Source organism: Anaerococcus murdochii (assembly GCF_019957155.1).
Lineage (GTDB): Bacteria > Bacillota > Clostridia > Tissierellales > Peptoniphilaceae > Anaerococcus > Anaerococcus murdochii.
This window is the reverse complement of sequence record NZ_JAIPME010000002.1, coordinates 500,580-526,670: the sequence shown is the minus strand read 5'-3', so window position 1 is coordinate 526,670 and position 26,091 is coordinate 500,580. Positions and strand designations below refer to the sequence as shown.

25 protein-coding genes are annotated in these 26,091 nt (G+C 37.7%); 22 read left to right on the top strand and 3 right to left on the bottom strand.

Annotated elements, in window-relative coordinates:
- Nucleotides 1-33 precede the first annotated feature (33 nt).
- Nucleotides 34-405 (bottom strand): methylated-DNA--[protein]-cysteine S-methyltransferase, encoded by a 372-nt coding sequence (locus K8P03_RS11260; protein ID WP_223418168.1) that lies wholly within the window; start codon nucleotides 403-405, stop codon nucleotides 34-36.
- Nucleotides 406-547: 142 nt separating this feature from the next.
- Between K8P03_RS11260 and K8P03_RS02895 the strand changes: the two genes are divergently transcribed.
- The 4 genes from K8P03_RS02895 to K8P03_RS02880 all read left to right on the top strand — a co-directional run bounded on the left by K8P03_RS02895 (nucleotide 548) and on the right by K8P03_RS02880 (nucleotide 5,589).
- Entirely contained in the window at nucleotides 548-1,849 is a 1,302-nt protein-coding gene (locus K8P03_RS02895; RefSeq protein WP_223418166.1) for a glutamate-cysteine ligase family protein, read from the top strand.
- Entirely contained in the window at nucleotides 1,842-3,212 is a 1,371-nt protein-coding gene (radA, locus tag K8P03_RS02890) for a DNA repair protein RadA (RefSeq protein WP_223418163.1), read from the top strand. Before K8P03_RS02895 ends, radA begins: the two co-directional genes overlap by 8 nt.
- A gap of 88 nt (nucleotides 3,213-3,300) precedes the next feature.
- On the top strand, nucleotides 3,301-3,675 hold the full coding sequence (locus K8P03_RS02885) for an FMN-binding protein (protein WP_223418161.1): 375 nt from the start codon (nucleotides 3,301-3,303) through the stop codon (nucleotides 3,673-3,675).
- Between the two features lie 81 nt (nucleotides 3,676-3,756).
- Complete coding sequence (locus K8P03_RS02880) at nucleotides 3,757-5,589, top strand: flavocytochrome c (RefSeq protein WP_223418159.1); 1,833 nt, start codon at nucleotides 3,757-3,759, stop codon at nucleotides 5,587-5,589.
- 70 nt (nucleotides 5,590-5,659) lie between these two features.
- Here K8P03_RS02880 and K8P03_RS02875 read toward each other — a convergent pair whose 3' ends face one another.
- Nucleotides 5,660-6,529: an NAD(P)/FAD-dependent oxidoreductase gene (locus tag K8P03_RS02875; protein WP_223418157.1), complete on the bottom strand. Its 870-nt coding sequence runs from the start codon at nucleotides 6,527-6,529 to the stop codon at nucleotides 5,660-5,662.
- A gap of 212 nt (nucleotides 6,530-6,741) precedes the next feature.
- Here K8P03_RS02875 and K8P03_RS02870 point away from each other — a divergent pair, with 212 nt between their 5' ends.
- Genes K8P03_RS02870 through K8P03_RS02860 form a run of 3 tightly spaced genes read left to right on the top strand, consistent with a single transcriptional unit; the run spans nucleotide 6,742 to nucleotide 9,821 of the window.
- On the top strand, nucleotides 6,742-7,611 hold the full coding sequence (locus tag K8P03_RS02870) for a D-alanyl-D-alanine carboxypeptidase family protein (RefSeq protein ID WP_223418155.1): 870 nt from the start codon (nucleotides 6,742-6,744) through the stop codon (nucleotides 7,609-7,611).
- Nucleotide 7,612: 1 nt separating this feature from the next.
- Nucleotides 7,613-8,557, top strand: a complete 945-nt coding sequence (locus tag K8P03_RS02865) for a type I phosphomannose isomerase catalytic subunit (protein ID WP_223418154.1) — start codon at nucleotides 7,613-7,615, stop codon at nucleotides 8,555-8,557.
- Between the two features lies 1 nt (nucleotide 8,558).
- Nucleotides 8,559-9,821 carry a beta-N-acetylglucosaminidase domain-containing protein gene (locus K8P03_RS02860; RefSeq protein ID WP_223418153.1) on the top strand — a complete coding sequence of 421 codons (1,263 nt, stop codon included), beginning with the start codon at nucleotides 8,559-8,561 and terminating at the stop codon, nucleotides 9,819-9,821.
- Between the two features lie 32 nt (nucleotides 9,822-9,853).
- Here the strand turns inward: K8P03_RS02860 and K8P03_RS02855 are convergent, their stop codons facing one another.
- Nucleotides 9,854-11,296: a nicotinate phosphoribosyltransferase gene (locus K8P03_RS02855; protein WP_223418152.1), complete on the bottom strand. Its 1,443-nt coding sequence runs from the start codon at nucleotides 11,294-11,296 to the stop codon at nucleotides 9,854-9,856.
- Nucleotides 11,297-11,426: 130 nt separating this feature from the next.
- On the opposite strand from K8P03_RS02855, the gene K8P03_RS02850 reads away from it, so the two are divergent.
- From K8P03_RS02850 to pepD, 15 genes are all read left to right on the top strand, one after another.
- A complete protein-coding gene (locus K8P03_RS02850) occupies nucleotides 11,427-12,074 on the top strand; it encodes an HAD family hydrolase (protein ID WP_223418151.1) in 648 nt (215 codons plus the stop codon).
- Nucleotides 12,074-12,532, top strand: a complete 459-nt coding sequence (locus tag K8P03_RS02845; protein WP_223418150.1) for a PTS sugar transporter subunit IIB — start codon at nucleotides 12,074-12,076, stop codon at nucleotides 12,530-12,532. The genes K8P03_RS02850 and K8P03_RS02845 overlap by 1 nt, the downstream gene beginning before the upstream one ends.
- 176 nt (nucleotides 12,533-12,708) lie before the next feature.
- Nucleotides 12,709-14,190, top strand: a complete 1,482-nt coding sequence (gene gltX / locus K8P03_RS02840; protein ID WP_223418149.1) for a glutamate--tRNA ligase — start codon at nucleotides 12,709-12,711, stop codon at nucleotides 14,188-14,190.
- Nucleotides 14,190-15,608, top strand: coding sequence for a cysteine--tRNA ligase (cysS, locus tag K8P03_RS02835; RefSeq protein WP_223418146.1), 1,419 nt, complete (start codon nucleotides 14,190-14,192; stop codon nucleotides 15,606-15,608). Before gltX ends, cysS begins: the two co-directional genes overlap by 1 nt.
- A complete protein-coding gene (gene rlmB, locus K8P03_RS02830; RefSeq protein ID WP_223418144.1) occupies nucleotides 15,608-16,312 on the top strand; it encodes a 23S rRNA (guanosine(2251)-2'-O)-methyltransferase RlmB in 705 nt (234 codons plus the stop codon). Before cysS ends, rlmB begins: the two co-directional genes overlap by 1 nt.
- Entirely contained in the window at nucleotides 16,299-16,823 is a 525-nt protein-coding gene (locus tag K8P03_RS02825) for an NYN domain-containing protein (protein WP_223418143.1), read from the top strand. Before rlmB ends, K8P03_RS02825 begins: the two co-directional genes overlap by 14 nt.
- A 30-nt stretch (nucleotides 16,824-16,853) precedes the next feature.
- A complete protein-coding gene (locus K8P03_RS02820; RefSeq protein ID WP_223418142.1) occupies nucleotides 16,854-17,876 on the top strand; it encodes a sigma-70 family RNA polymerase sigma factor in 1,023 nt (340 codons plus the stop codon).
- 154 nt (nucleotides 17,877-18,030) lie between these two features.
- Entirely contained in the window at nucleotides 18,031-18,753 is a 723-nt protein-coding gene (locus K8P03_RS02815; protein WP_223418141.1) for an ABC transporter ATP-binding protein, read from the top strand.
- Complete coding sequence (locus K8P03_RS02810) at nucleotides 18,746-20,395, top strand: hypothetical protein (RefSeq protein ID WP_223418140.1); 1,650 nt, start codon at nucleotides 18,746-18,748, stop codon at nucleotides 20,393-20,395. Before K8P03_RS02815 ends, K8P03_RS02810 begins: the two co-directional genes overlap by 8 nt.
- Before the next feature lie 66 nt (nucleotides 20,396-20,461).
- Nucleotides 20,462-21,256, top strand: coding sequence for a nucleoside hydrolase (locus K8P03_RS02805; RefSeq protein ID WP_223418139.1), 795 nt, complete (start codon nucleotides 20,462-20,464; stop codon nucleotides 21,254-21,256).
- Nucleotides 21,247-21,741 carry an FUSC family protein gene (locus K8P03_RS02800; protein ID WP_223418137.1) on the top strand — a complete coding sequence of 165 codons (495 nt, stop codon included), beginning with the start codon at nucleotides 21,247-21,249 and terminating at the stop codon, nucleotides 21,739-21,741. Before K8P03_RS02805 ends, K8P03_RS02800 begins: the two co-directional genes overlap by 10 nt.
- Before the next feature lie 151 nt (nucleotides 21,742-21,892).
- Nucleotides 21,893-22,438 carry an ECF transporter S component gene (locus tag K8P03_RS02795; protein WP_223418135.1) on the top strand — a complete coding sequence of 182 codons (546 nt, stop codon included), beginning with the start codon at nucleotides 21,893-21,895 and terminating at the stop codon, nucleotides 22,436-22,438.
- Between the two features lie 53 nt (nucleotides 22,439-22,491).
- Nucleotides 22,492-23,130: a CpXC domain-containing protein gene (locus K8P03_RS02790; protein ID WP_223418133.1), complete on the top strand. Its 639-nt coding sequence runs from the start codon at nucleotides 22,492-22,494 to the stop codon at nucleotides 23,128-23,130.
- 46 nt (nucleotides 23,131-23,176) lie between these two features.
- Nucleotides 23,177-24,478, top strand: coding sequence for a radical SAM protein (locus tag K8P03_RS02785; protein ID WP_223418131.1), 1,302 nt, complete (start codon nucleotides 23,177-23,179; stop codon nucleotides 24,476-24,478).
- Nucleotides 24,479-24,480: 2 nt separating this feature from the next.
- Nucleotides 24,481-25,881 carry a beta-Ala-His dipeptidase gene (pepD, locus tag K8P03_RS02780; RefSeq protein ID WP_223418130.1) on the top strand — a complete coding sequence of 467 codons (1,401 nt, stop codon included), beginning with the start codon at nucleotides 24,481-24,483 and terminating at the stop codon, nucleotides 25,879-25,881.
- Nucleotides 25,882-26,091 lie beyond the last annotated feature (210 nt).

Here is a 26,091-nt window from a genome sequence, read left to right as displayed (position 1 = left end):
GAAATATCAAAAATTTCTCCTATAAGGGAAAATTTATCCTTCGATTTTTAATAGTTTTCTTTTTATTTCCCTGCCATAGGCAAAGCCTCCTAGGGATCCGTCTGCTTTTATTACCCTGTGACAGGGGATTATGATTAAAAAGGGATTTTTGCCGATGGCTGTCCCTACCGCTTGGGTGGCCCTTGGATTACCTATGGTTTTTGCAATTTCTTTATAAGATGAAGTTTCTCCGTAGGGGATTTTTAAAAGGGATCGCCAGACTGTTTTTTGAAAGGCGGTGCCTTTTGGATCTAGGAGGTCAAGCTTATCGAAAGTTTTTCTTTTTCCTTCAAAATATTCTAAAAGCTGGTCTTTAAAAATGTTAAAAAGCTCATTTTCTTCGCTATTTTCATCAATTTCATCCACTAATTCAATTTTCCTTATCTTTGCCTAATAGGAAATTTTTATGATTCCTAGGGGACTTTCAAAAAATCCATATTTCATAAGTCCATTATACCATGGTTTATTTGGCAAATATTCGTATAATGATAAGAGTAAAGGGGTTATTATGGAAAGATTAGAAAAAATTCAAAAAATTGTAGATTTTATTAAGTCAGGCGAAAAGGACGAAAAGGACTTTAGGCTGGGCTTTGAAATAGAGCACTTTGTAGTAAATAAGGAAACTTTGGAGAGCCAATCTTTTTACGGCGAAGACGGGATTGGGGAAATCCTAAAAGACCTAGTTAGCCTTGGTTATGAAAAAACAGACGAATCTGGCATGGCCTTTTCTGATGGTAATGTTGATATCTCAATAGAACCTGCTGGCCAATTCGAACTTGCCCTAAGGGCTAAGACTATGGTAGATGACCTTTTTGAAGTTTATAGGACCCACACGGAAAGACTTATCCCTCTTTTTGAAAGAAGAGGCCTGCTTTTGGTGACCCTTGGCTATCATCCAAAAACTAAGATTGACGATATTAAGATAATTCCAAAGGCTCGCTATGATTTTATGTACAAATATTTTGAAAAATACGGCGGAGAGTATGCCCATAACATGATGAAGGGGACTTGCTCTATGCAGTTGGCTGTGGATTATAAAAATGAAGAAGATTTCAAAAAGAAATACTTTTTAGCCAACGCCCTCAGCCCATTTTTGTATTCAGTCTTTGATAATGCCCTAATTTTTGAGGGAGAAACCTACATTGACAGAAACCTAAGGCAAACAATTTGGGAATACACAGACAGGGACAGGACTGGTCTTTACGACTTTGCCTTTGATTCTGATTTGTCATACGCAAAATATGCTGAGAAAATTCTTGATACTCCAATGATTTTTATGCCAAGTGATGATGGGGAAGCCTATGTCGGAAGAAAGACCCTCGATGAACTAATGACCGAGGAAAATGCCGACGTCATGGTTAACCACGGAATTTCCATAGTTTTCCCTGATGTGAGAGTTAAAACTTATATGGAAATCAGGATGCCTGATAATATTCCATATCCTTACAATATGGCAGCTGCGGCTTTGATAAAGGGAATATTTTTTGTTGACGAAACTTTTGAAAAAGTTTACGAATTGTTCCAAGATATGACCTATGACGAGGCTCAAAAGCTTAAAAATAACGCCACTAGGATGGGGATTTTCGCCCTTTATCAAAATGTGGAAATCTACCAGCACGTCCTAGATATAATCGATATTATTAGGCCAGTTCTAGACGAAAGTGAAAATAAATATCTTGATGAACTTGAAGCTATGCTTGATTTTGGCATTGTTCCAAGGGATATTTTTGCAAAAATTTACAAGGATAATCCAAAAAGGGCCGTTTACGAATTTTCTGTAAATAGGTTTGTAGAGGCATATAATGGCTAAGGTCAAAAAAGCTTACGAATGTACTAATTGCGGCCACATCCAAAATGTTTGGGCTGGCCAGTGCCCATCTTGCAAAAAGTGGGGAAGCCTTGTAGAAACAACAATCAAAGAAGAAAAGGCTGACAAAAAAGTTATCCTCGATGAAGATAATAAGGCTAAAAAGCTAAAGGAAATTGAAATTAACGAGTCGGAGAGAATCCACTCTGCCTATGAGGAATTTGACAGGGCAGTGGGCGGAGGACTTGTCCGTGACTCAGTTTCAATACTTACAGCTCGCCCAGGTGCAGGAAAATCTACACTATTATTACAATTGTCAAAATCCTATGCCGACGAGGGACTCAAAGTCCTTTACGTTTCGGGAGAAGAAAGCGAAAGCCAGATAAAATCAAGGTCACAAAGAATTATGAAAGACGAACCCAAGAATCTTTGGATCCTTTCGACCAATTCTATGGACCTTGCAATTAAGGAAATAAAGGCAACTGGGGTTGATATTGTAATTTTAGACTCCATTCAGACTTTTTCCCTCCAGGAATTTGACAACAAGCAGGGCTCACCTACCCAGACAATTGAGGTGGCAGGTAAGGCTGTTGAAATGGCCAAAAATCCAGAAAAGAAGCGTGCCTTCATCATGGTAGGCCACATGACAAAGACAGGAGAAATGGCAGGGCTACGTACACTTGAGCACTTGGTTGACACAGTCTTAATCCTAGACGGCAGTCCCGATGAAGACCTAAGAGTTTTAACATCAAGCAAAAACAGGTTTGGAAGGACAGGTGAGATTGGGCTTTTTTCAATGGATGAGGAAGGCTTAATAGAAATCACAAATCCTAGCGAATATTTTATAACCCAAAGAGATAGCGAAATCGAAGGCTCAGCGATTTCTGTGACCAAGGAAGGTTCAAGGCTCCTTGAAGTTGAGATAGAATCCTTAGTTTCAAAATCCTTTATGCCTTATCCGCAAAGAATAGGCGATTCCCTAAGGAGAGATGACCTAAATACCCTTATTTCAATTCTCCAAGAAAGGGCGGGTCTTAATTTATTTGATATGAATGTTATAATCAAGACTACAGGTGGGCTAAAACTTTCAGAACCATCTGTAAACCTTGCTATAATCATGTCTATCGCTTCATCTTACTTGAAAAAACCAATCTCAGACAAGGTCGTTTTTATAGCCGAAGTTGGCCTTACTGGCGAACTAAAAAAAGTGCCCCAGGCCAAACAAAGGGTCAAGGAACTTGAAAGACTTGGCTATGACAAGGTTTATTTGGCTAAAAATTCCCTAGATCAAAAGGATTTTAAAGATATGAAAATCAGGCAAATGTTCAATATCAAAGAGGTCATTAAAGACGTCTTTGGGGCCTAGGTCAGGAAAAACCTTGAAATTTACCAGAATTTATGGTATATTTTTTTAGTAAACATAATTCAAACAGAATTTTTACAAGGAGAGTAATATGAAAAAGAATATATTTTTAGTTGGAGCTCTTGCTCTAGTACTAGCAGCTTGTGGAAACTCAGCTGAAAAACCAGCAGAAGAAAACGCACAAGCACCAGCAGCAGAAGAAACAGCCGAAAAAACAGGTACAGCTACAGCTGCAGGTTACGGTGGAGACATCAAGCTAACAGTTACTATGGAAGGCGATAAAATCAAAGACATCGTAGTTGATGAACACAGCGAAAGCGAAGGAATCGGTGCAGATGCACTTCCAGAACTAGTAGAAGCTGCTAAAAATGCAAACGGAACAGAATTCGACAACGTATCTGGCGCAACAGTTACAAGTGAAGCATTCAAAGCTGCCCTAAAGGACGCTATGGACGCTGCAAAATAAGAAAAATATTTAAGGCTATCTTCGGATAGCCATATATTTTCTTTTAATTTATCTATAAAATACAATTATTAAGGAGTACATATGAATAAATATAAGTCATCAGCAATGGCCCTTGCCATGGCAATGGCATTTTCAGCTTGTGGAAATACTGCAACAAAGCCAAAAGAAGAAACTAAAGAAGAAGTTAAACAGGAAGAAACTGCTAAAGATGAAAAAGAAACAGAAAGCACTACAGATATAGCTACACTTTCTGGTGATTTTGAAGGTACAGCTAAAGGCTACGGCGGAGATGTCAATGTTAAAGTAACTATGGAAAATGGCGTAATTACTGGTATTGATGTAGATCAAAAGGAAACAGGTGCTGTAGGCGGGGCAGGCATTCTTAGAATTAAAGAAGAGGTTATTGCCAAAAATACAACAGATCTTGATAACATTTCAGGTGCAACTATATCATCAGCTGCATTTTTATCTGCAGTAAAGAATGCTATAAAAGAAGCTGGAGCAAATCCAGAAGACCTAGTAGCAAAAGAATCTAAAGAAGATAGACAAACAGAAATAACAACTGATACAGTAGTAGTAGGTGCAGGTGGAGCAGGTCTTTCTGCAGCTATCCAAATGGCCCAAGATGGTAAAAACGTCACAGTTGTTGAAAAAGCAGGCATCACTGGCGGTAACTCATCATTAGCTTCTGGCGGAATGAATGCTGCTGAAACAAAACTTCAAAAAGAAGAAGGAATACCTGACACAGTAGAAACATTCGTAGCAGACACTATGAAGGGTGGTCATGATAAAAATAATAAGGAATTAGTTGAAAAAATGGCAGCAGAATCTTCTGAAGCTGTTGATTGGCTAGAAGAATTAGGTGCACCACTTAAGCAGCTAAAATTCTCAGGTGGTCAAACAGAAATGAGAACTCACGCACCAATTAATGACGAAGGAAAATCAATACCTGTAGGTAACTATTTAGTTCAAAAACTTACTGAAAAAGCAAAAGAACTTGGTGTAGAAATTGTCTATGACGCAAGAGTAGAAAAAGTTCTTATGGAAGATGGAAAAGCTGTTGGTGTTGAAGCAGCTTATAAAGATGGCGAAAAGCTAAAAGTCAACGCTGGTGCTGTTATAGTTGCGACAGGTGGTTTTGGTTCTAACCAAGAAATGGTTGAAAAATATAACCCAGACCTAAAGGGATATGTGTCAACAAACGCTAAGTCAATCGAAGGTGATGCTGTAGACTTCTTAGAAGAAGTAGGCGCAAACTTCATAGATATGGATCAAATTCAAATCCACCCAACTGTAGTACAAAAAGACGGATCACTAATTTCTGAAGGTCTTAGGGGAGAAGGAGCAATCCTTGTAAACCAAGACGGAAAGAGATTTGTAAATGAACTAGAAACAAGAGATTTTGTATCAAAAGAAATTCTAAGTCAAAAAGACCCAGCAGCTTGGCTAATAGTTGACCAATCAATGTTTGACCAATCTGCAACAATTGCTAAGTATTTCGACAAGGGACTTCTAACAAAATGTGATGATTATAAGGCTCTAGCAGAATTAATTGGCACAGACGAAGAAACTATCAAAGAAACAATAGAAAACTGGATTGAAACAGTTAAAAACAATGAAGATAAGGAATTTGGCAGAAAAGGAATGGAAGAAACAAGATCTGACCTATCAGTTGCTCCTTATTATGCAGTTCAAATCTCACCTGGTATCCACCATACAATGGGCGGGGTAGAAGTAAATACAAATTCTGAAGTCCTAGACAAAGACGGAAACCCTATTCCAGGCCTATACGCTGCAGGCGAAGTTACAGGCGGCATCCACGGAGCTAATAGACTAGGGGGAAACGCTGTAACAGATATAATAGTATTTGGTAGAAATGCTGCAAAACACGCAGAAGAATATCTTCAAAAATAACTATTAATAAAAACTAAAATAGGACTCCCTTATCCAAAGAGGAATAGGGAGTCCTATTTAATTGAAAATTTTACTTGCTTGCTCTTATACCAGCAAGAGTCCCATCAGCAACTGCTGTGGCTATTTGTTTTACATCTTTAATCCTAACATCTCCTGCAAAAAATAAGCCGTCAACTTTTGAGCTTATATCTTCATCAAGGAAGGTGTTTTTAATTTGACCTAGGTCCTTAATTAGTTCTGTATTGCCGTTTTGGCCGATTTGGACATAGATTTCTATGCCTTCTTCATCTTCAATGACACAATCATCTAAGATAGCCTTCACACACTTATTATCCTTAACTTCAATATCTGTAAGGCTTGATGATGTGTGGACTTTTATTTTTTCTGAAGCCTCGATTTGCTTTTTAAATTCGTCTATGCAAAGAAGGGCATCCTGGTTTTGGACAATGTGGACTTCTTTGGCGAATTTAGCTATATAGAGAGCTTCCTTGCTTGCTCCGTCTGATCCACCGTTTACAATTACAGTTTTTCCCTTAAGACTTTCTTCATTGCCATATGGCCAATGTTTTATCTCAAAGCCCTTATAATCAATATCAAGCTCTTTTAAGTGAGAACCTGCTGCATAGATTAGTTTTTTACCTTCATAGGTATTTTTATTTGTTTTTACAAGGAAAAAGTCGTTTTTTTTCTCAATAGATAGACATTCTTCGTAGGTCACATCAATCTTTGAAAAGGCGAGTTGGTCTTTTAGTTTTTGTGAAAAATCCTCGCCGGATTCATTATCGGCAAGGCTAGCATAATGACTAACTTTGGAAACATGGCTAATTAGGCCACCTACCCTATCTTTTTCTAGTAAAAGTAGGTCCTTGCCACGGGCCTTTGCATATAAGGCTGCGCTAAGGCCGGCAGGGCCTGCTCCAATTATAATTATATCTTTCATTTTTTTCACCTCATATTTACTATCTGATATAAATTATCAATTGCAAGTAGTGGGAAAAGTTTTTTTATATTTTTTTCTATGATTTTCGGGGACAAGCTAGCCGCTAAAAATCATATCTAATAAGCTTTAAATTTGGCAAAATTTTAAGCTTTTATAAAAAGGCTTACAAAAGATTTAATTATCTAAATTCAAATTTGGTGTACAATAGAAGTATGAAAAAGATTAGAAATTTATTTATAATTGCCTTAGTTTTTCTTATAGCAGTTTTTGTCAGCTCTAGGTTCAAAAAAGAGGCTGAGGATGAAAAGTTTATATCAAAGGCGGTCTACCTTTACAATTTGACTGACGATAAGGAAGTCCTTTCTAAAAACGAAAACGAGAGGCTTCCAATGGCATCTCTAACAAAAATCATGACTGTAAGGGTGGCCTTAAAACACATCACTGATTTGGCAGCGACTGCCCCAGTCGATACTGATGCTTATCATAGGGCTATTGACATGAATGCATCAATGGCAGGATTTAGGGGAGGAGAAGCTACATCTTATAGGGATTTGCTTTATGCAACCATGTTAAGGTCTGCTGGTGAAGCTGCCGATAGCCTTGCCATAAATATTTCAGGTTCTATGGATAATTATGTGGCTATGATGAACCAGGAAGCTAAAGATTTGGGCCTTAAAAACACTTCCTATGCCAACGCTGACGGCATGGATGATCCAGGAAATTACCAATCGGCCAAAGACTGTGCCATGCTCATAAAAGATAGCCTAGAAGACGGCGATTTTAGGGCGATTTTTACAAAAAGAGACTTTGTGACAAGGCCAACCCTTGATCATCCCGACGGAGTCTATCTTGAATCGACAGTTTTTAGCCATTTAAAAAAATACAATCAAAATGGTTTTGAAATAATAGGCGGCAAGTCCGGAACAACTGATAAGGCTGGCCTTTGTTGGGCAACTCTTGCAGAAAAAAATGGCAAGGAATATATCTTAGTTGTCATGGGAGTCCCTTATGATGACATAGACAACCTAAACGACGGGCATATAGAAGAAACATTGAGGATTTACGAAAGTATAGGAGATTAAAATGGATAAAATTTTATTTTTAGAAGGCAAATTTTCAGAAAAAATCTGGGGCGGATCCAAATTAAAAGACCTTTATTCTTACCAAATCCCATCAGATAAAACTGGGGAATATTGGGCTATTTCAGGCATGGAAGGGGAATCGTCTGCAATTTTAAATGGCGAATTTAAAGGCAAGTCCTTAAGGGAAGTTTATAAAGATAAGCCAGAGCTTTTTGGCAATCCTAATGAAAAAGAATTTCCACTTTTGGTAAAAATAATTGATGCGGCAGACGACCTATCAATCCAAGTTCACCCTGATGATGAGATGGGGGCTAGGCTTGAAAATTCAAAGGGAAAGACCGAGTGTTGGTACATTTTAAATGAAAATTCTGCCTCAATTATTTTTGGGCTCAAGGTTGATTCTAAAGATGAGGCCATAAGATTAATTGACGACAGAAAGTGGGATGAGCTTTTGAAGGAAGTTCCTACAAAAAAGGGTGACTTTTTCTTTGTAAGGGCAGGCACAGTCCACGCTATCAAAAAAGACTCCCTAATCCTTGAAATCCAACAAGCTTCAGACATTACCTACAGGCTTTATGACTACGATAGGAGGGACGATAAGGGAAATCTCAGAGATCTTCACCTAGAAAAATCTAAGCAAGCCATCAAAATTATTGACCAAGAAGACCAAATCCAAACCTTATCCGGCACAGGCTACGAGGGAAGAAATTTAACTTCCAATGAATATTTTGAAGTAAGGGAATTTAAAATAAATAGCCAAGCTAAGTTTGAAAGACAAAATCCATATTTATTGGAATCTGTAATTGAAGGGGCCGGCGAGATTGAAATTGACGGAAAAGTCTACCCAATCAAAAAGGGAGATTTTTTCCTAATAACAAATTATGCTAAGGACTATAAAATTACAGGCAAGCTTACAATAATAGAAGCAAATCCAGTGGAGAAATAAGATGAAAAAAGGCATAATTGAAGGCTTTTACGGTATCCCTTGGACTTTTGACGAGAGAAAGTCTATGATAAATTTCCTAGCTGAAATTGGCATGGACCAGTACATTTATGCTCCAAAAGACGACCCCTACCACAACAAAAAGTGGCGCGAGCCTTATCCAGTTGATGAAATTTCGAAAATAAAAACCCTCGCAGACCTAAGCGATGAAAAGGGTATTGAATTTACTTGGGCCATCCACCCAGGCCAAAATCCCTTCGACTTTGATTCTTACGATGAAGAAATTGGGAAGATTTTCGCTAAATATAGGCAATTAATGGGCGTGGGAGTCAAGTCTTTTGGCCTATGTCTTGATGATATTGACAAAAAGTTCGCCTTTGAAAAAAGATCCGACCATATGAAATTAATAAGAGACTTGGCGGATTTTGTGGAAAAGGAAACGGGCTCTTACCTTTATTTTGTCCATCCTTGGTATAACGACGCTTGGATAGATGAAAAGGGTTTTGAATACGAGGGCCTTTTGGAGGAGATGAAAAACCTCAACCTCATGTGGACCGGCAGCCAGGTTGTAGATCCAATCAATCACAAGTCAAACGAAGATTTTTTAAAAAGAACTAGCAAAAAACCCTATATTTGGTTTAATTGGCCGGTAAATGATTATAAGCCAGATGAAATTTTTTTGGAAATTTTTGAGTTTTACGATTCAAGAGATATAAATTTTGATGGCTTTTACCTAAACCCGATGAACCAGGCAGAAGCTTCAAAAATAGCAATCTACCAGGCAAATGAATATTTGAAAAATCCAGAAAAATACAATCCTGAAGGGGCTTTTAAAAAAGCAGCCAAAAACCTAGAACCAGGCGCCTTTGAAGATTTGATAAAAATCGCCCCAAGCTTTTACGGTTCCTTGGTCTATCAAAGGACAGAAGCCAAGAAATTTACCGAAGATATGGACCTTAAAAAAGCCTTTGAAGAAAAAAACACAGGGATCCTTAAAAAATTACTGGAAGAAAAAATAAAGGCCGTAGAAGCTTACCAAAAAAATCATTCAAATGAATCCTTATACAAGGAAATAAAGCCCTTTGTAGTAAGCTTAAAAAACCTAGCAAGTGCAGTCTTATCAAAGCTTGAAGGAAATAAAAGCCAAGCTGAAAATTATTATAAAAATGCAAAAAATATAAAAATCCAAGTCCTAGGTGAAAATGGCCTAGAAGAGATAAAGGTCAAAACCAGTGGGACTTTGGAAGAACTTTATCAAGAAATTTAAGCAAGCAAAAAGGCAGCCCAGGCTGCCTCTTTTTATTTAGATTTTGCTTCTAAAATTAATTTTTGTTTCAAGTTCCAAAGTTTTTGGGAAAGGTCAACGTAATAATTGTGTGGGGCGTCATATCTTTTTACCTCATCCCAAAGAGATTCGACTTCTTCTTTTCTGTATTCTGCTATATCGTCTAGGCTTGGCTCGTCATAGACAAGTTCGCCTTTTTCAAAGATTTTAACTTGCATCTCTCTAGCCTTGTAATTTTTCATTTTTTTCATCTTCCAGGTGAAAAGTGGGTCGAAGATTACAAGTGGTTCGGAATCGTCAACTTCCTCATCTCTTAGGGCAATATAGTCAGCCTCAGCCTTGCAAGTTTCAGCATCGTAGAGCCTGTAGACCTTCTTAAAACCTGGTGTTGTAATTTTTTCTACATTTTCTGAGACTTTGATTTTTGCCTCAAGGTCTCCGTCTTTTTCTATGGCTACAAGCTTATAAACCCCGCCAAAAACTGGGTCAGACTTGGCAGTAATTAGCCTTTCACCTATACCAAAAGAGTCGATTTTTGCTCCCTGGGCAAGAAGGGATTCGATTTTAAATTCATCTAGGGAATTTGATGCGACAATCTTAAAGTCCTCGAAACCATTCTCGTCAAGCCTTTTTCTGACTTCCTTAGAGAGGTAGGCCAAATCGCCTGAGTCAATCCTCACTCCACCTGTAAGGCCCTTTGGGACAAGTTCTTCCTTGAAAACCTTCATGGCATTTACAAGGCCAGATTCAAGTGTGTCGTAGGTATCGATTAAAAGTATGCAGTTATTTGGATACATTTTTGCATAGGTTTTAAAGGCTTGGTATTCAGAATCAAAGGCTTGAATCCAAGAGTGGGCCATGGTTCCAGATGCCTTAAAGCCATATTTTTTGGCTGAATAAGTGTTGGATGTAATTGGGGCACCCGCGATGTAGGCTGCCCTTGCTCCAGTGATTGAAGCATCGGCTCCCTGGGCACGTCTAGCACCAAATTCCATTACAAGCCTGTCACCTGCAGAGTTAACAATCCTATTGGTCTTAGTTGCAATTAGTGAATTAAAATTCATTGACAAAAGCAAGTAGGTTTCAATTATAGAACACTCTATGATTGGGGCTTTGACTGTGACGATTGGCTCGCCTGGAAACATAACTGATCCTTCAGGAAATGCATAAACATCACCTGTGAATTTGAAATTTCTTAAATATTCCAAAAATCCATCAGAAAAACCACCCTGGGCCTTGAAATATTCAATGTCTTCGTCAGTGAAATGAAGGTTTTTGATATAGGAAATTATATCATTAAGACCTGCAAAAATCGCATAGCCACCGCCGTCTGGGTTTTTCCTGTAAAAGGCGTCAAAGACTGCGATTGTATCTTTCATTCCGTTTTCATAATAACCATTAGCCATAGTAAATTCATAAAAATCGCTAAGCATGGTTAGGTTTCTAATCTCTTTCATAAGCTCCTTCTTATTTTAAGTTCATTTTCTTACCAATATTTATACCCTAAAAGTCAAAACTTTCTTTAAATATTTACCTATAGGCAAATTTCCAAAGAAAAGTACAATAATAGAAAAAAGCGAGGAAGATATGTATATATTTGATATAGACGGTACCTTGTTATACACAATAGATACCATAACTTATTTTATAAACCAAACTTTAAAGAAATTTGAATTGGAAGCTTGCCCAAAAGATAAGGTTGAACCCTTTGTTGGAAATGGCCCAGTTGTCCTTTGCGAAAAGACCCTTGACTATGTTGGGGCCCCTAAAGATGCAAAATTTAGGAAAGATTTCTTGGATTCTTACAACAAGGCCTACGACGATAATTCTGCCTATCTTACAAAGGCCTATGATGGGGTGAAAGAAGCCCTTGATGCGCTAAAGAAAACGGGAAAACCCCTTGTTTGTTTTTCAAATAAACCAGACGAAACTTGCAAGAAAGTCATCCCTGTTGTTTTTGGGGAGGGATATTTTGATGAGATTTTAGGCTACAGAGAAGATTACCAGAGAAAGCCATCACCAGAGGGGATTATGATCCTAAAAGAAAAGTTTGGGGCAGATTTTTCTGATATTATTTATTTCGGCGACAGCGAAGTTGATATGAAGTGCGGTAAAAACGCAGGAATCTTTACCGTTGGGGTCTCTTGGGGTTTTAGGGATAGAAAGGTCCTTGAAGATGCAAATCCTGACCTAATAATTGATGACCCAAGCGAAATGGTAATTAGGAGGGCTTGATGGGAAAAATTACTCTCGCGAGAATTGATTCAAGACTTGCAAATGGAAGTGTCGTCAAAGATTGGTGTGACTCATACAATTTGAAAAAAGTAATCATCGCCAATGACAGGACAGCGACCGATCATATTAGAATTGAGGTCATGGACCTTACAGTGCCAGATTTTATTGAATCGACTTATTTAAAAGTAGCAAATGTAAAAGATTTTCTTGATAAAAATGAGGGAGAGTATTTTCTCCTTATTAAAAATACGGGAGATCTTGAAAAAATAATTGATTCAGGTGCCCAAATTACAGAAGTAAATGTCGGAGTAATTCACCTTTCAATCGGCAAAAAATCTTTGACAGAACTCGTGGCTGTGGACGACGAGGATATGAGAATTTTTGAAAAAATCAAAAACACAGGGATAAAAATTTTTATAAAAACCTCGATAAATGATAAAGAAGAAAAAATAATTTAATAAAAGTACAAAAATTTATCAAAAAAACAAAAATCAACCTTGACAAGGTTGATTTTTGTAGTAATAGATGTTATAATTAGATGAGTTAAGGTTAAGTTTGTGGGGGAAGTTTTACTTCCCTTATTTACTTATCAACCTAAAAGAATAATTGATAAGAAAACTAAAAGGAGTTATTAATGAGTGAAGTTAGAGTAAGATTTGCACCATCTCCAACAGGATATTTGCATATAGGCGGCCTTAGGACAGCCCTATTTAACTACCTATACGCAAGACATACTGGCGGCAAGATGATTTTGAGAATAGAAGATACAGACAGGACCAGGTTTGTAGAAGGTGCTTTGGAAAATCTTTTGAAGGCCCTAAAATGGTCAGGCGTTGAAATCGACGAAGGTGTTATGCTCGATGAAAATGGTCATGTTACAGAAAAAGGAGATTTTGGTCCATATATCCAATCTGAAAGGGTAGAAAAAGGCATTTATAATAAATACATCGACCAATTGATTGAAGAAGGCAAGGCTTACTACTGCTTCTGCTCTCAAGAAAGAGTCGACAAGGTCAGAGACCAAATGAAAGCTGACGGCCTTACACCAAAATACGACGGTCTTTGCAGGTCTATTCCTCTAGAAGAAGCCAAACAGAGAGTTGCGAATGGTGAAGAATACACAGTTAGACTAAAATTACCAAAAGACTATGATATTTCATTTAACGACAGGATCAAGGGCAAAATTACCTTTAATACTGACGACCAAGATGACCAAGTCCTTATCAAAAGAGATGGTTACCCAACCTACCACTTTGCTGTAGTTGTAGACGACCACTTGATGGGAATTACCCACGTTGTTCGTGGAGATGAGTGGATTTCATCAACACCAAAGCACGTTTATCTTTACGAAGCCTTTGGCTGGGATGCTCCAGAATATATCCACCTACCTACAGTTTTAAATAAGGACCACAAAAAATATTCAAAGAGAAACGGCGACGGTATGGTAGAGGACTTCATCGAAGAAGGTTACATGCCAGAAGGCCTAATTAATTTCCTATCACTATTAGGTTGGTCACCAGATAGCGAAGAAGAAATCTTCACAATTGAAGAGCTTGCTAAACAATTTGACTTTGATAGGGTAAATAAAACTGGTGCTGTTTTTGACAAGAAAAAACTTGACTGGGTAAATGGCCATTATGTAAGAGAATTATCACCAGAAAAACTTGCAGAAGACATCAAGCCATACATGATTAAGGCTGGTTTAATTGACGAATCTTATGACCATGACAAACTAGTTCTTCTTGCAGAAACATGGCAATCAGCCATTGATAAATTCTCAGATGCACCAGAACTTGCTAAAAACTACTATATAAAGAGCGAAGATATTGAATATGATGATGACGCAAAAGAAGCAATTTCAACAGATGAGGCAAGAACTTTATTTAATGCCTTCTTAAACCAACTTGACCAAGTTGACGAAATTGATGCAGACTTTGCAAAATCAGTTATGAAAACTATCCAAAAGGAAACAGGCATCAAGGGCAAGAACCTTTGGTTCCCAGTAAGGGCAGCAGTTACAGGATCAGTCCATGGTCCAGACCTATCAAATGCCTTTTTAATCATGGGCAAGGACCTAGTTAAGGATAGACTAGAATACGTAAGGGATAATTTTTAATGAAGATTTACAATACTCTTAGCAGAACTAAGGAAGTATTTAAACCAATTGAAGAAAACAAAATAAAAATGTACGTCTGCGGACCTACAGTTTATGATTACATGCACATAGGAAACGCAAGGCCTTTGGTTATTTTTGACACCTTTAGGCGTTTTGCCCAATATAGGGGTTATGATGTGACCTATGTTGTAAACTTCACCGATGTTGACGATAAGATTATAAAAAAATCAATCGAAGAAGGTATCACAACTAAGGAAGTCACAGACCGCTACATTGCCCAATACATGACAGACGCTAAGGCCCTAAACCTAGACGAAGAAGACACCATCCACCCAAGGGCAACCGAGGTTATGGATGATATTATAGACTTTGTAAAGGGTTTGATCGATAAGGGTATGGCATACGTTTCAGATGGCGATGTTTACTTTGATGTAAGCAAAAAAGCCGACTACGGCAAATTATCAAGGAAAAATCTTGAAGACCTAGTCCATGGAGCAAGCCAAAGATTAGACGACAAGGACGCAGGCAAGAAGAAAAATCCTGCGGACTTTACACTTTGGAAGGCGACTAAACTTGAGGGCGAAGTTGCTTGGGATTCCCCATGGGGCAAGGGTAGACCAGGTTGGCATATAGAATGTTCAACCATGAATAAGAAAATCCTTGGAGATACAATCGACATCCACGCTGGCGGGGAAGATTTGGAATTTCCACACCACGAAAATGAAATCGCCCAATCTGAAGCCCTAAATGACGTCCAGTTTGCAAATTATTGGATGCACAACGGGATGATCCAGGTAAATGGTTCAAAGATGAGCAAGTCGGTTGGTAATTTCTTTACTCTTGATGACATCAAGAAGGAATACGACCTGATGACCATTAGGTTTTGGCTACTCACAACATCTTATAGGCAGCCAATTAACTTCACCAAGGAAATAATCGACCAGGCCCAAGCTTCCCTAGATAGGCTAAACAATGCTTATTTCAAAGCGGAAGACCTAGTCGCAAATGCAAGTGAAAAAGAAATCTTAAATGAGGAAAAAGATTTGCTTCAAATCCTAGATGCCAAAGAAAATGAATTTGTAAGTGTAATGGAAGATGACCTAAATACAGCAGATGCCATTACAGTTTTATTTGATCTTGCTAAATTTATAAATACAAACTTAGACGGGGACTCTTCTAAGGCATTTGTAGAAAAAACTTTCGACCTTTATAAGAGGCTCTATGATGTCCTTGGACTTCTTGCAAAGAAAAAGGAAAGCCAAGTAGACGAGGCATTTATAGAAGAAAAAATCGCAGAGAGAAATGCAGCTAAGAAAAATAGAGATTTTGCGACAGCGGATAAGATTCGTGATGACCTAAAGGAAATGGGCATCATCCTTAAGGATACCAGAGAAGGTACCAAGTGGGAGATAGGCTGATGGATAAGATTTACGGCAGAAAACCTGTAATCGACGCCATTGATTCGGGTGTAAAAATCTATAAGGCTTTTGTAATCAAGCAAAATTCTAAGATTGTCGATGAGATTATTTCTAAGCTTCAAAGAGCAAATGTTGAGATAAATTTTGTAGATAAGAGATTTTTTGATAAAATAGATATGAACCACCAGGGAGTGATGGTAGAGGCGGAATCTTTTCAGTATAAGGACCTAAAAGACATTGATAAGTATCAAAGGCTAATTATCCTTGACCAAATCGAAGACCCTCACAACCTCGGAGCCATAATCAGAAGTGCAGAAAGCTTTGGTTTTGACGGGGTAATCATTCCTGAAAGAAGGAGTGCATCAGTAAGCCCAATTGTCTACAAAACAAGTGCTGGTGCTATCAATAATATTAATATTATCATGGTTAAAAATACCAACAGGGCCATAGAAGAGATCAAAGAAGCCGGTTTTTGGGTTTATGGATTAGCTGGCGAGGCCTCTTCACCAATTGACCAAGTAGACCTTAAAGGCAAGGTTTGTTTGATAGTTGGTAACGAAGGTAAGGGACTATCTAGACTTGTTAGGGAAAATTGTGATATACTTATTAATATACCGATGAAGGGTTTTGTAAATAGCTTAAATGCATCAGTAGCCTCAGCCATTGCCATGTATGAGGTTTTAAGACAAAATGGCTTTAATTAAGGAAAATATATCCTACGTCGACGGCTACAATGTTATAAACAAGTGGCCAAAGCTTAGAGAGGCGGCCAGAGAAAGTCTAGAAACAGCCAGGGAAGATTTAATAGAAGACTTGGCTGAATATAGTTTTTTATCTGGGGAAAAAATGGTCATAGTTTTTGACGCCTACAACCTTGATAGGCTCAAGGAAACGACCATAGAAAAATACGGGATGAAAATAGTTTTTACCAAGAGGTTTCAAACTGCAGATACCTACATTGAGGCAGAACTTGCAAGGATTGCAAGAAGGCACAATGTAAAGGTAGTCACAGATGACGGCCAAGTCCAAAACATGGCCCTAGTCAAGGGTGCAGTGAGGATGACAGCCCTTGAGCTTAAGGCTGATCTTGATATATTAAGGTCCAAGATTAGAAAAACTAAAAGGGCAAATTTCAATGAAAATTACGACGCCTATCCCATTTCCAAAGCCTTAAAAGCCAAGCTTGATGAGCTTAAAATAGACCTAGACGACTAGGTGGGTAAATAAATTCAAACGGGTGATAAGATGGATAAAATAAATTTAAAAGATAAGGAAACTTTAGAAAAGCTTAGAGATTATCTTGATACAAGTGATTTGAGTGAAGAAGAGCTCACCCAACTTGTGGATGCGATGACCGATGAGCAAAAAGAAGAAATTCTAGACATTATTTCTGAAGAAGACGACGAAGACTTCGACGATGATGATGACCTAATTGGTTCTGCCAAAAAGGGAGTAAACACCTCCCTTGCCCCTATCAGACGCAAGGACATGATGAAATTATCTGACCTAAACAACGAAGAGATAGTGGAGCAATTCCAACTTGGCAACCAAAACGCCCTTTCAGCCCTTGTTGAAAAAAACCAAGGACTTGTAAGGAGTCGTGCTTCATATTTCTTTAGGTCCCATGGCAACGACCTAGACCTAGAAGATTTAGTCCAATCCGGCATGCTAGGCATGATAAGGGCTGCAGAGAAATTTGACCTTACTTTAGGTTACAAATTTACAACCTATGCCTACAAGTGGATAGACAAGGCAATCAGAAAGGCCATCAACAAAGAAGGACATACAATCAGAATACCAGCAGGTAAGTACTTAAAATTAAATAAATTAAAACAAATTCTAAAGGCCAACCCAGAAGCAAGCGATGAAGAGATTTACAGGATTTTAGAAAATGAAGGAATAAACAAAAAACAAGCAGATGATTTGTTCCTCATAAACAGAAACCAAGTAAACTCCACATCCCTAAACATCAACCTAGATAGTGAAGACTCCACGGGTGATGAGCTAATGGATATGGTAGGCGACGAGTCAACCCCAGTAGATATGGTAATCCTAGAAAAAGACATGGAAAACTTTTTGATGCAGGCCCTAGACCAGCTAACAGAAAGGGAAAAGCAAATCATAATCTACAGATACGGCCTAGATAACGAAAAACCAAAGACCCTAGAGCAAATAGGTTCAATATACGACCTTTCTCGTGAGAGAATAAGACAAATTGAAAACCAGGCCCTAGGAAAATTAAAAGATTATTCAGATTCTATCGGATAAAATTTATAAGCGTCTTTTGCGGACGCTTTTTTTATGCAAAAAATTCTCCGACTGGTAAAATGTTTAAGACTATTGATATTATATTTTTATGAATATTTATGGAATGAATTTTATTAGTTATAGTTGTAAAATAATATAAAAAAGGAAGTGAAATATGATTGAAGTAAAAAACTTTACTAAGGAATACACAATCGAAAAAAAGGCAGTTGATGATATTTCTTTTGAAGCTAAAGATGGGGAAATCTTTGGGTTTTTAGGTCCTAATGGGGCGGGCAAATCTACTACAATCAAGTCCATTGTAGGGATAAATTCAAAGACCAAGGGAGAAATTTTTATAAATGGTATCCGTCTTGAAGATGACCCAATGGCTTACAAGAGCCAGTTTTCTTATGTGCCAGATAATCCGGAATTATTCGAAAATTATTCAGGAAATGAATATATAAATTTCATCGCAGATATTTATGGTATTGACACTGAGACCAGGAAGGAGAGGCTTGATTATTACCTAAACTTTTTTGACATTAGAGATGCCATGAAAGACCAAATTTCAACCTATTCTCACGGTATGGCCCAAAGGCTTGCCATTATCGGTGCCCTTATCCACGATCCACAGGTTTTAATCCTTGATGAGCCGATGGTTGGCCTTGATGCCAAGTCTGCTTTTAATCTCAAACAGATTTTAAGACAAAGAGCAAATGAGGGCAAGTGTGTCATGTTTTCAACCCACGTCATGGAAGTTGCCCAAGAACTTTGCGACAGGATTGCAATTATCGCCAAGGGCAAGATTATCGCTATGGGAACTCTTGAAGAAATTAAGCACATAGCCAACAACGATGGCACTCTTGAATCAATTTTCTTGGAGCTTACAGATGAATAAGTCTAATATCCTAACACTCGCCAAATATAGTCTTAAAGAGTCATTTTTTCCATATATGCCGAGGAAAACTGTCCCAAATATGCCAAAATCATATTTAGGTAGGATTTTGCTTTTAATATGGACTTATGTATTTTTTGGAGCGATTTTCACAGGAGTTTTCAAGGCATCTGCCTACCTTTACGTGGCAAACGACATGGCCTTTATGTATTTTACAAGCTTTGGCATGTCCATGACCCTAATGGTATTTTTATTTTACCTGCCACAAATTTTCTCAAACCTCTACACCAAGTCGGCCATAGCCAATTATCAGACTATGCCTATTAGGGAGGGCGAACTCTTTGTGGGCAAGGTTTTTGGTGGAGTTTTAAGCTTTGTGGACTTTTTCCTATATTTAATAATCGGCCTTGTAATTTATTTTGGGGAAGCAGGCTTTGATCCTTGGGTTTTAGTAATGGGGCTAATATTGTATTTGCCAATGGTTTACCTACCTTATGGGATTTTGTCACTTTTCTTACTTGTAATAAAAAAGTTTACCAATGTAAACAGGCATGCAAAACTTTTTAAGACAATTGGATATTTAATAATGTTTGCTTTTATGGGAGTGATTTACTACTTCTCTTTTTCTGCTTCAAATTCAAGTTCAATGGGAAAAATGAATATTGACCCAAATCAAATAAAAAATATGCTCGGCATGGTTTCAAATGTATTTTTCAACGCAAAAATATACGGCTTTGCAGTCGCAGGAACTATGAGCCAAAGGCTTATTTTTACAGGCATTCTTTTGGGATTGTGTTTTATCTTGGCCTTTATTTCCTATAAAATAGCAGACGAATTTTATTATGAAGCTGTATTTGATGAACACCTTGATACTTCAAAGAAAGAAGTGGCTAGGCCAAAGGATATCAAAATCGAATCAGGCAGCCAATTTAAGGCGATTTTCAAAAAGGATTTGAAAACACTCTTTTCAAACATTGTCTTTTTGTCAGGACCTCTTGGCATGGTCATGGTTATCTTAGTTATGGGCTTTGTCCAAGCGAGCCGTGCTATGGAAGAATCAGGAGTTGACCCAGCTAGTCCAGAATTTCTCCTATTTGCCTTTTTAATTTCCCTTGCGGTTGGACTTTTCATCTGGATAAATGGGGGTCTTGCCAATACCTCCTTATCAAGGGAAGGAAAGAGCTTTTACCTCATCCAGACCCTGCCAATTGATCCAAAAAGCCACATGAGGGCGAGATTTGCCGCAGCCTATGTCGTTGCCTGTGGGATAAACCTAATCCTAGCCATAGCCTTTACCCTTATCCTAAAACTAACGATTCTAGGATGTCTTGTAATATTTTTAGGTCTTTGCCTAACAGGAGCATTCGCAACTATGATTAGCCTTTATTTTGGGACTTTTATGGTCTACACCCAATGGAAAAAACCTCAGGAAATCCAGCAAGGCGGAGGATTGAAGGCAGTTTTACTCTACCTAGGATCTCTTGTTATAATGGGAATTTTGGGCCTTATGGTCTTTGCAATCACAGAATTAACAGACAATATAATCATAGGGGCAGGTGTGGCTTTCTTAGCTGTTCTTATTATTACATTTCTAATTTATAGGGCCACTCTTAAAAAATATACAAAGGGCTTTATGGATGTATAAAATAAAAATCTCAGCTTTAAAAAGCTGGGATTTTTTAGTATAGTAATTTATCAGAAAGGAAGAATTATGGAATATCAAAAACCCTTTATTTATATAGATACAAATTTTAGCCCTGCTGACGGACTTTTTATAAAAATGGCTCTTGATTCCTTTGATTTTGAACTTGTGGGCCTATCAGCAAATAGGTCTTTTATGTCAAGCAGGGCTGCTGGAGAAAATATCCTGGGTCTTGTTAATAATGAAGGACTTTACTTGTCAGTGGCTAAAAATTATGATGACTTAGAATCAAAGTATGATAATGAAATTTTCACTGCAGTTGGCGACTATCTCGAGGACATGGACGCTTTTGAAAATCTTTATGATCTGGCTTCCGATTGTGGAAGGCTTGATATAATCGTATCTGGCGACTTATCTAACATCGCTAAGGCTTGTCGCGAATTTGAAGACTTCACCGACTATATTGACCACATTTTCCTACTAATCCCAGATTTAAAAGACCTATCAAAGGAAGATTTAGCCGACCTCGACCTAATTTTATCTTCGGGTATAGAAGTATTTGCTATCGACCATAACTTTGCCAAAAATTTTATCCTAGAAGATAAAGATTTAAAAAATATAATAAAAAATCATCCGCAAATGGAAAAACTTTTAAAATCTTATGATGAAGAGCCGCTGATAGGGGCCCTCTTACTCTACCTATCCCAAAGGCCAGAAGCCTTCATCTTTGAAGAAGCGGGTCTTAAGGTGAATTTTGATGAGAAAATTCTTGAAAAAGTAAACTCAAGACCAAAGGCCTATTTGGTAAATAAGGTCAACGAAGAAAGCTTTTACGATTATTTAAGAGCCATCCTATGCGAGTAAATTTTCCAGGACCAAGGATAAGAAAAACAGGTCTTGCTGTCCTCATCTCCATGATAATTTCCTATTATAGGCCGGGAGAAGGACTCGCCTTTTATTCGGCCATAGCTGCGATCATCTGCATGCAGCAAAATGTTCATCAAACCTTTCACAAGGGCCTAGGCAGGATTATCGGGACAATTTTTGGCGGAACTATGGGCCTTATTTACCTTTTGGCCTTTCCAGCAGGAGCTATTCCAGAAATCGCAAGACTAATTATAATCGCAGGTCTTGTCACAATAATTATCTGGATTATGGCATCGGTCAACAAAAAAGACGCCGTATCTATTGCTGGCATTGTCTTTTTGTCAGTTACCATAAACCACGCAGGCGACCTTGTGCCCTTTAATTTTGCCCTAAATAGGATAATTGACACCTTAATTGGCGTTCTTGTGGCATTTTTTGTGAATTATATAGATTTCAAAATCAAGGAAATTTCTGAAATCTGACAATGTTTGGGCTTTGATAATTCATTAAATTTATTATCCTTGGTCCCGATTTTGATTTTCAAGTGAGAATTATTTAGATAAAATTTTCACAATTCACCAATTTATGGTATAATGAGTTGGACGTAATGTTAGAAAAGAAAAAGGAGTTAGAATGAAAAAACTAAGCACACAGAAACTTGTATATATGGCGCTTTTTGCGGCTTTGGTATACATATTTTCAAGATTTTTCCAAATCCCTATAGTGACCCCTCTTGGTCAAACTAGGTTCCATCTAGGAAATGTATTTTGCCTACTTGGCGGTCTTTTATTAGGACCAGTCTATGGCGGTATCTCAGCAGGTGTGGGTTCTGCGCTATTTGATTTATTTGATCCGGTATATTTTACAAGCGCACCAATCACCTTCATCACAAAGTTCGCCATGGCCTTTGTTGCAGGAATGATCTACAGAAAAAGAGATAAGGTTGTAAATACACCAAAGCTTGTCATTGCAAGTGCCCTAGGACAAATTACCTACGTAATCTTATACCTAGCAAAGACCTTTATCAAAAACAGAATGGTCCTAGGACTTACTATGGAAGCAACCATGGCAGAAGTCATCCAGAAAGGATCAGTTTCAATGGTAAATGCAGTTATTTCTGTAATTGTAGCAACTATTTTAGCCATTCCTCTTCTTAAGGCTGTAAAATTTGAAGACTAAGCCTAGTTTTTGGGTAAATATAAATTAAGCTTAAGAAAAGAGAAAGGTTTGATATGGAAAGAAGAGAAAAAGTATATAAAATAACCTGCCCTAAGTGCGGTCACAACTTTGAAAAGACTCTGCCAACAGCGATTTTTGCGCTGGGAGAAGACAGGGAGAAGATTATAAAGGGTAATTTTGCGATTATAACTTGTCCTGATTGCGAAAATGATTTTATCCTAAACTATCGCTTCGCCTACACAGATGAGGTCAATCTTTTTATGGTTGTAAACGACCCGGCCTTTGTGGACAAAAAGGCAAGGCTTGCTTTTTCAACAGGTCTAGGCCTTATAGGGGCTAGCCGTAAAGACGAACTTATTAAACATACCCTAAGATTAACTTACGATTACAAGGCTCTTAGAGAAAAAATCAATATTCTAGAGATGGGCCTTGATGATAAGGTAATCGAGCTTATGAAATATTTCCTAATTAACAGTGAAGATTTCGCCTATAAGCCAGAACAAATTAAGGACTTTATATTTACAGAAGATAAGGAATTTTATTTGGAAACCGTCCTAAATGTGGGACTTAGACTTGAGTTTTCCGACATTCTTTATGATACAATCGTAAATAATTATGGAGATTTGATCAAAAAAGACATGAACTTATTAGTAGACAGGGCCTGGGCGGAAAACTTCCTAAAGGCAGAATAAAAAGGGGCTTAGGCCCTTTTTTGCTTGAAAAATTTGTGGGGACAAGATGAAAATATACCTTGAAGATGAAAATAAGAGAAAAATAGCCTATGATATTTTGAATATTTTCCTAGACCACGAGGAGATTAATTTTGTGGAAGAAGAAAATGAGGCTCATATTAAAATTAAAGATAATTTGGTAAATATTTCCGGAAAAGATTTTTCTTATAAAACCAACCAAGAATTAAAAGTTCTTCTCTACGACTTTTTGGCTCAAAAAACTGGTTACGAGTCGCCTTGGGGGACTCTAACGGGGTCAAAACCGTCAAAACTTTTGAAAAATAAAAGCCTTAGGGAAATTAAATCTATTTATAAATTGTCAGATGAGAAACTAGAACTTTTGGAAAAAGTTTCCGAAAACCAGGCTAGGCTAGACATTTGTCTAGACGATTTTAGCCTATATATCAACATTCCCTTTTGCCCGACTAGGTGCGATTATTGTTCCTATCCGACTTTGATTGGTGCCCACCACGACAAGGGGACCTATGTGGATTATCTAATCAAGGAAATTGAGGGGATAAATTTACCAGAAAAGCTTGATGCCATCTACATAGGAGGCGGGACTCCATCTTATCTGACAGGATCCCAAATTGAAAAAATTCTAGCAGCCGTAAATAAGAAATTTTCCTACAAGGAATTTACCTTCGAAGCGGGCAGGGAAGATACACTTGATTACGAAAAGCTTAAAATTCTAAAGGCTGGCGGGGTCTCTAGGATATCCCTAAATCCTCAAACCTTTAATAGAGAAATTTTGAAAAATCTAAACAGGGATATTGATATGGACCATTTTCTAGATATTTATAAGACCGCCAAGGACTTGGATTTTATTGTAAATATGGACTTTATAGTGGGTCTTGAGGGAGAAAGTGCAGATGATTTTGCCAAAAATTTTGACATTTTAAAAAATCTTCTTCCAGACAATATTACTTTTCATGCCCTCGCCATAAAATCAGGTTCTAAGTATAATGAAGCGGGTAAGACCGGTCAGAGGTCGGATTCCCTAAAAATAGCGAAAGATATTGAAAATTTCACCAAGGAAAATTCCTACCAGCCTTACTATTTGTATAGGCAAAAAAATATAATTTCCAACCTAGAAAACGTGGGTTATCAAAGAAATAATACAGCCCAGAGGTATAATGTAATTATTAATGAAGAAATCGGCTCAATTTTAGGCCTGGGCATGAATGCCAATTCCAAAATGATTTCTGGGAAAAAATTCAGAAATCCAAGAAATCTCAGAGATTATTACCAGGATTTTGAAAATAATCTGTCCGCCAAAAATGAGCTTATAAAAGAGATAAGGAGATAAAAATGAATTACTCTGACCAAGTTTTAAAATATTTTAAGGAACTTGCAAAAATTCCTAGAGAATCTGGCAATGAACAAGAAGTTTCTGACTTTTTGGTAAACTTTGCCAAGGAAAGAAATTTAGAAGTCGTTCAAGATGAGGCCCTAAACGTAATTATTAGAAAACCAGCAAGCGAAGGCTACGAAGATCACGCAATTGTTGCCCTCCAAGGCCACATGGATATGGTTTGTGTTAAGGTTGAAGGATCCGACCACGACTTTGAAAAAGACCCAATCAAATTATTAGAAGAAGATGGCTGGATTACGGCAGATGGGACAACTCTTGGTGCTGACGACGGAATTGGCGTTGCCTTTATTTTGGCAGTCTTAGATGACGATAGCCTAAAACACGGCCCAATCGAAGCAATAATCACAACTGAAGAAGAAACATCAATGGGAGGAGCTGGCAAGCTTGACCTTTCTCAAATTACAGCCAAATATCTTGTAAATATCGACTCTGAAGAAGAGGGAATCCTTACAGTAGGCTGTGCAGGCGGACTTGACCTTGAAATCGAATTTGATAAGAAATTCGAAAAAGCAGAAGGTGACTTTATAGAAGTTGGCCTAAAGGGCTTTGCAGGCGGCCACTCAGGTATGGAAATTGATGAATTTAGGATAAATGCTAATAAAACCTTAGGAAGACTCTTAGAAGGCATAGAAGGCCTACAAATCGCTACAATAAATGGTGGTGTAAAGAGAAATGCAATCGCATCTTCTGCAAAGGCTGTTGTTTCTGTTCCTAACAAAGAAGAAGCAATGAAACTTATAGAAGAAAGAATAAGAGAAGTTAAAAACGAATATAAAGACGTTGATCCAAATGGGGAAATTTGGGTAAAAGATGCATCATTTGATGGAGAAGTTCTCACAAAAGACCTATCTAAAAACATAATCGACCTCTTATTTGTAATCCCAGATGGCCTATACAAAAAAGTTGGAGATTCAATAGTAACAAGCTCAAACTTAGGCCTAATCGAAGATAGAGAAAATGTAATCTGGATTTCATCAATGTTTAGATCAGAAATCGACTCTCAAAAATTCTACAAGGCAGCCATTTCAAAGAAAATCGTAGAAAAATTCGGAGCAAGGGCAGAAATCACCAGCGAATATTCAGGCTGGCAAAGAGAAGATAGCCCAATAATTGATCTTGCCAAAGAAGTTTGGAAAGATGTCCACGGAGATGAAATGCAAATCGCCACCACCCACGGCGGCCTAGAATGCGGACTTTTCAAGAAAACCCTAAAAGACACCGAAATGATATCCTTCGGCCCAGAAATCCAAGGCGCCCACAGCCCAGAAGAAAGAGTAAATATAAAATCAATAGCAAATAACTTTAAATTCTTAATAGAACTATTAGAAAGAATCTAAGAGAAAAGTTAAAACCACCCTGGTATTAAAGAGGGTGGTTTTTTCTATGATGGGCATATTTTAATGCTAGGGTGAATTTCCCTACAGGGTCTAGTGGATTATCAACACCTATTTGTACAATTTAAAATCGGACACGATACTGGATAAACTAAATTGACTAGGGATGTTTATCTAGGCCTAGTCGATTTAGTTTTTTATCAAATTTATATA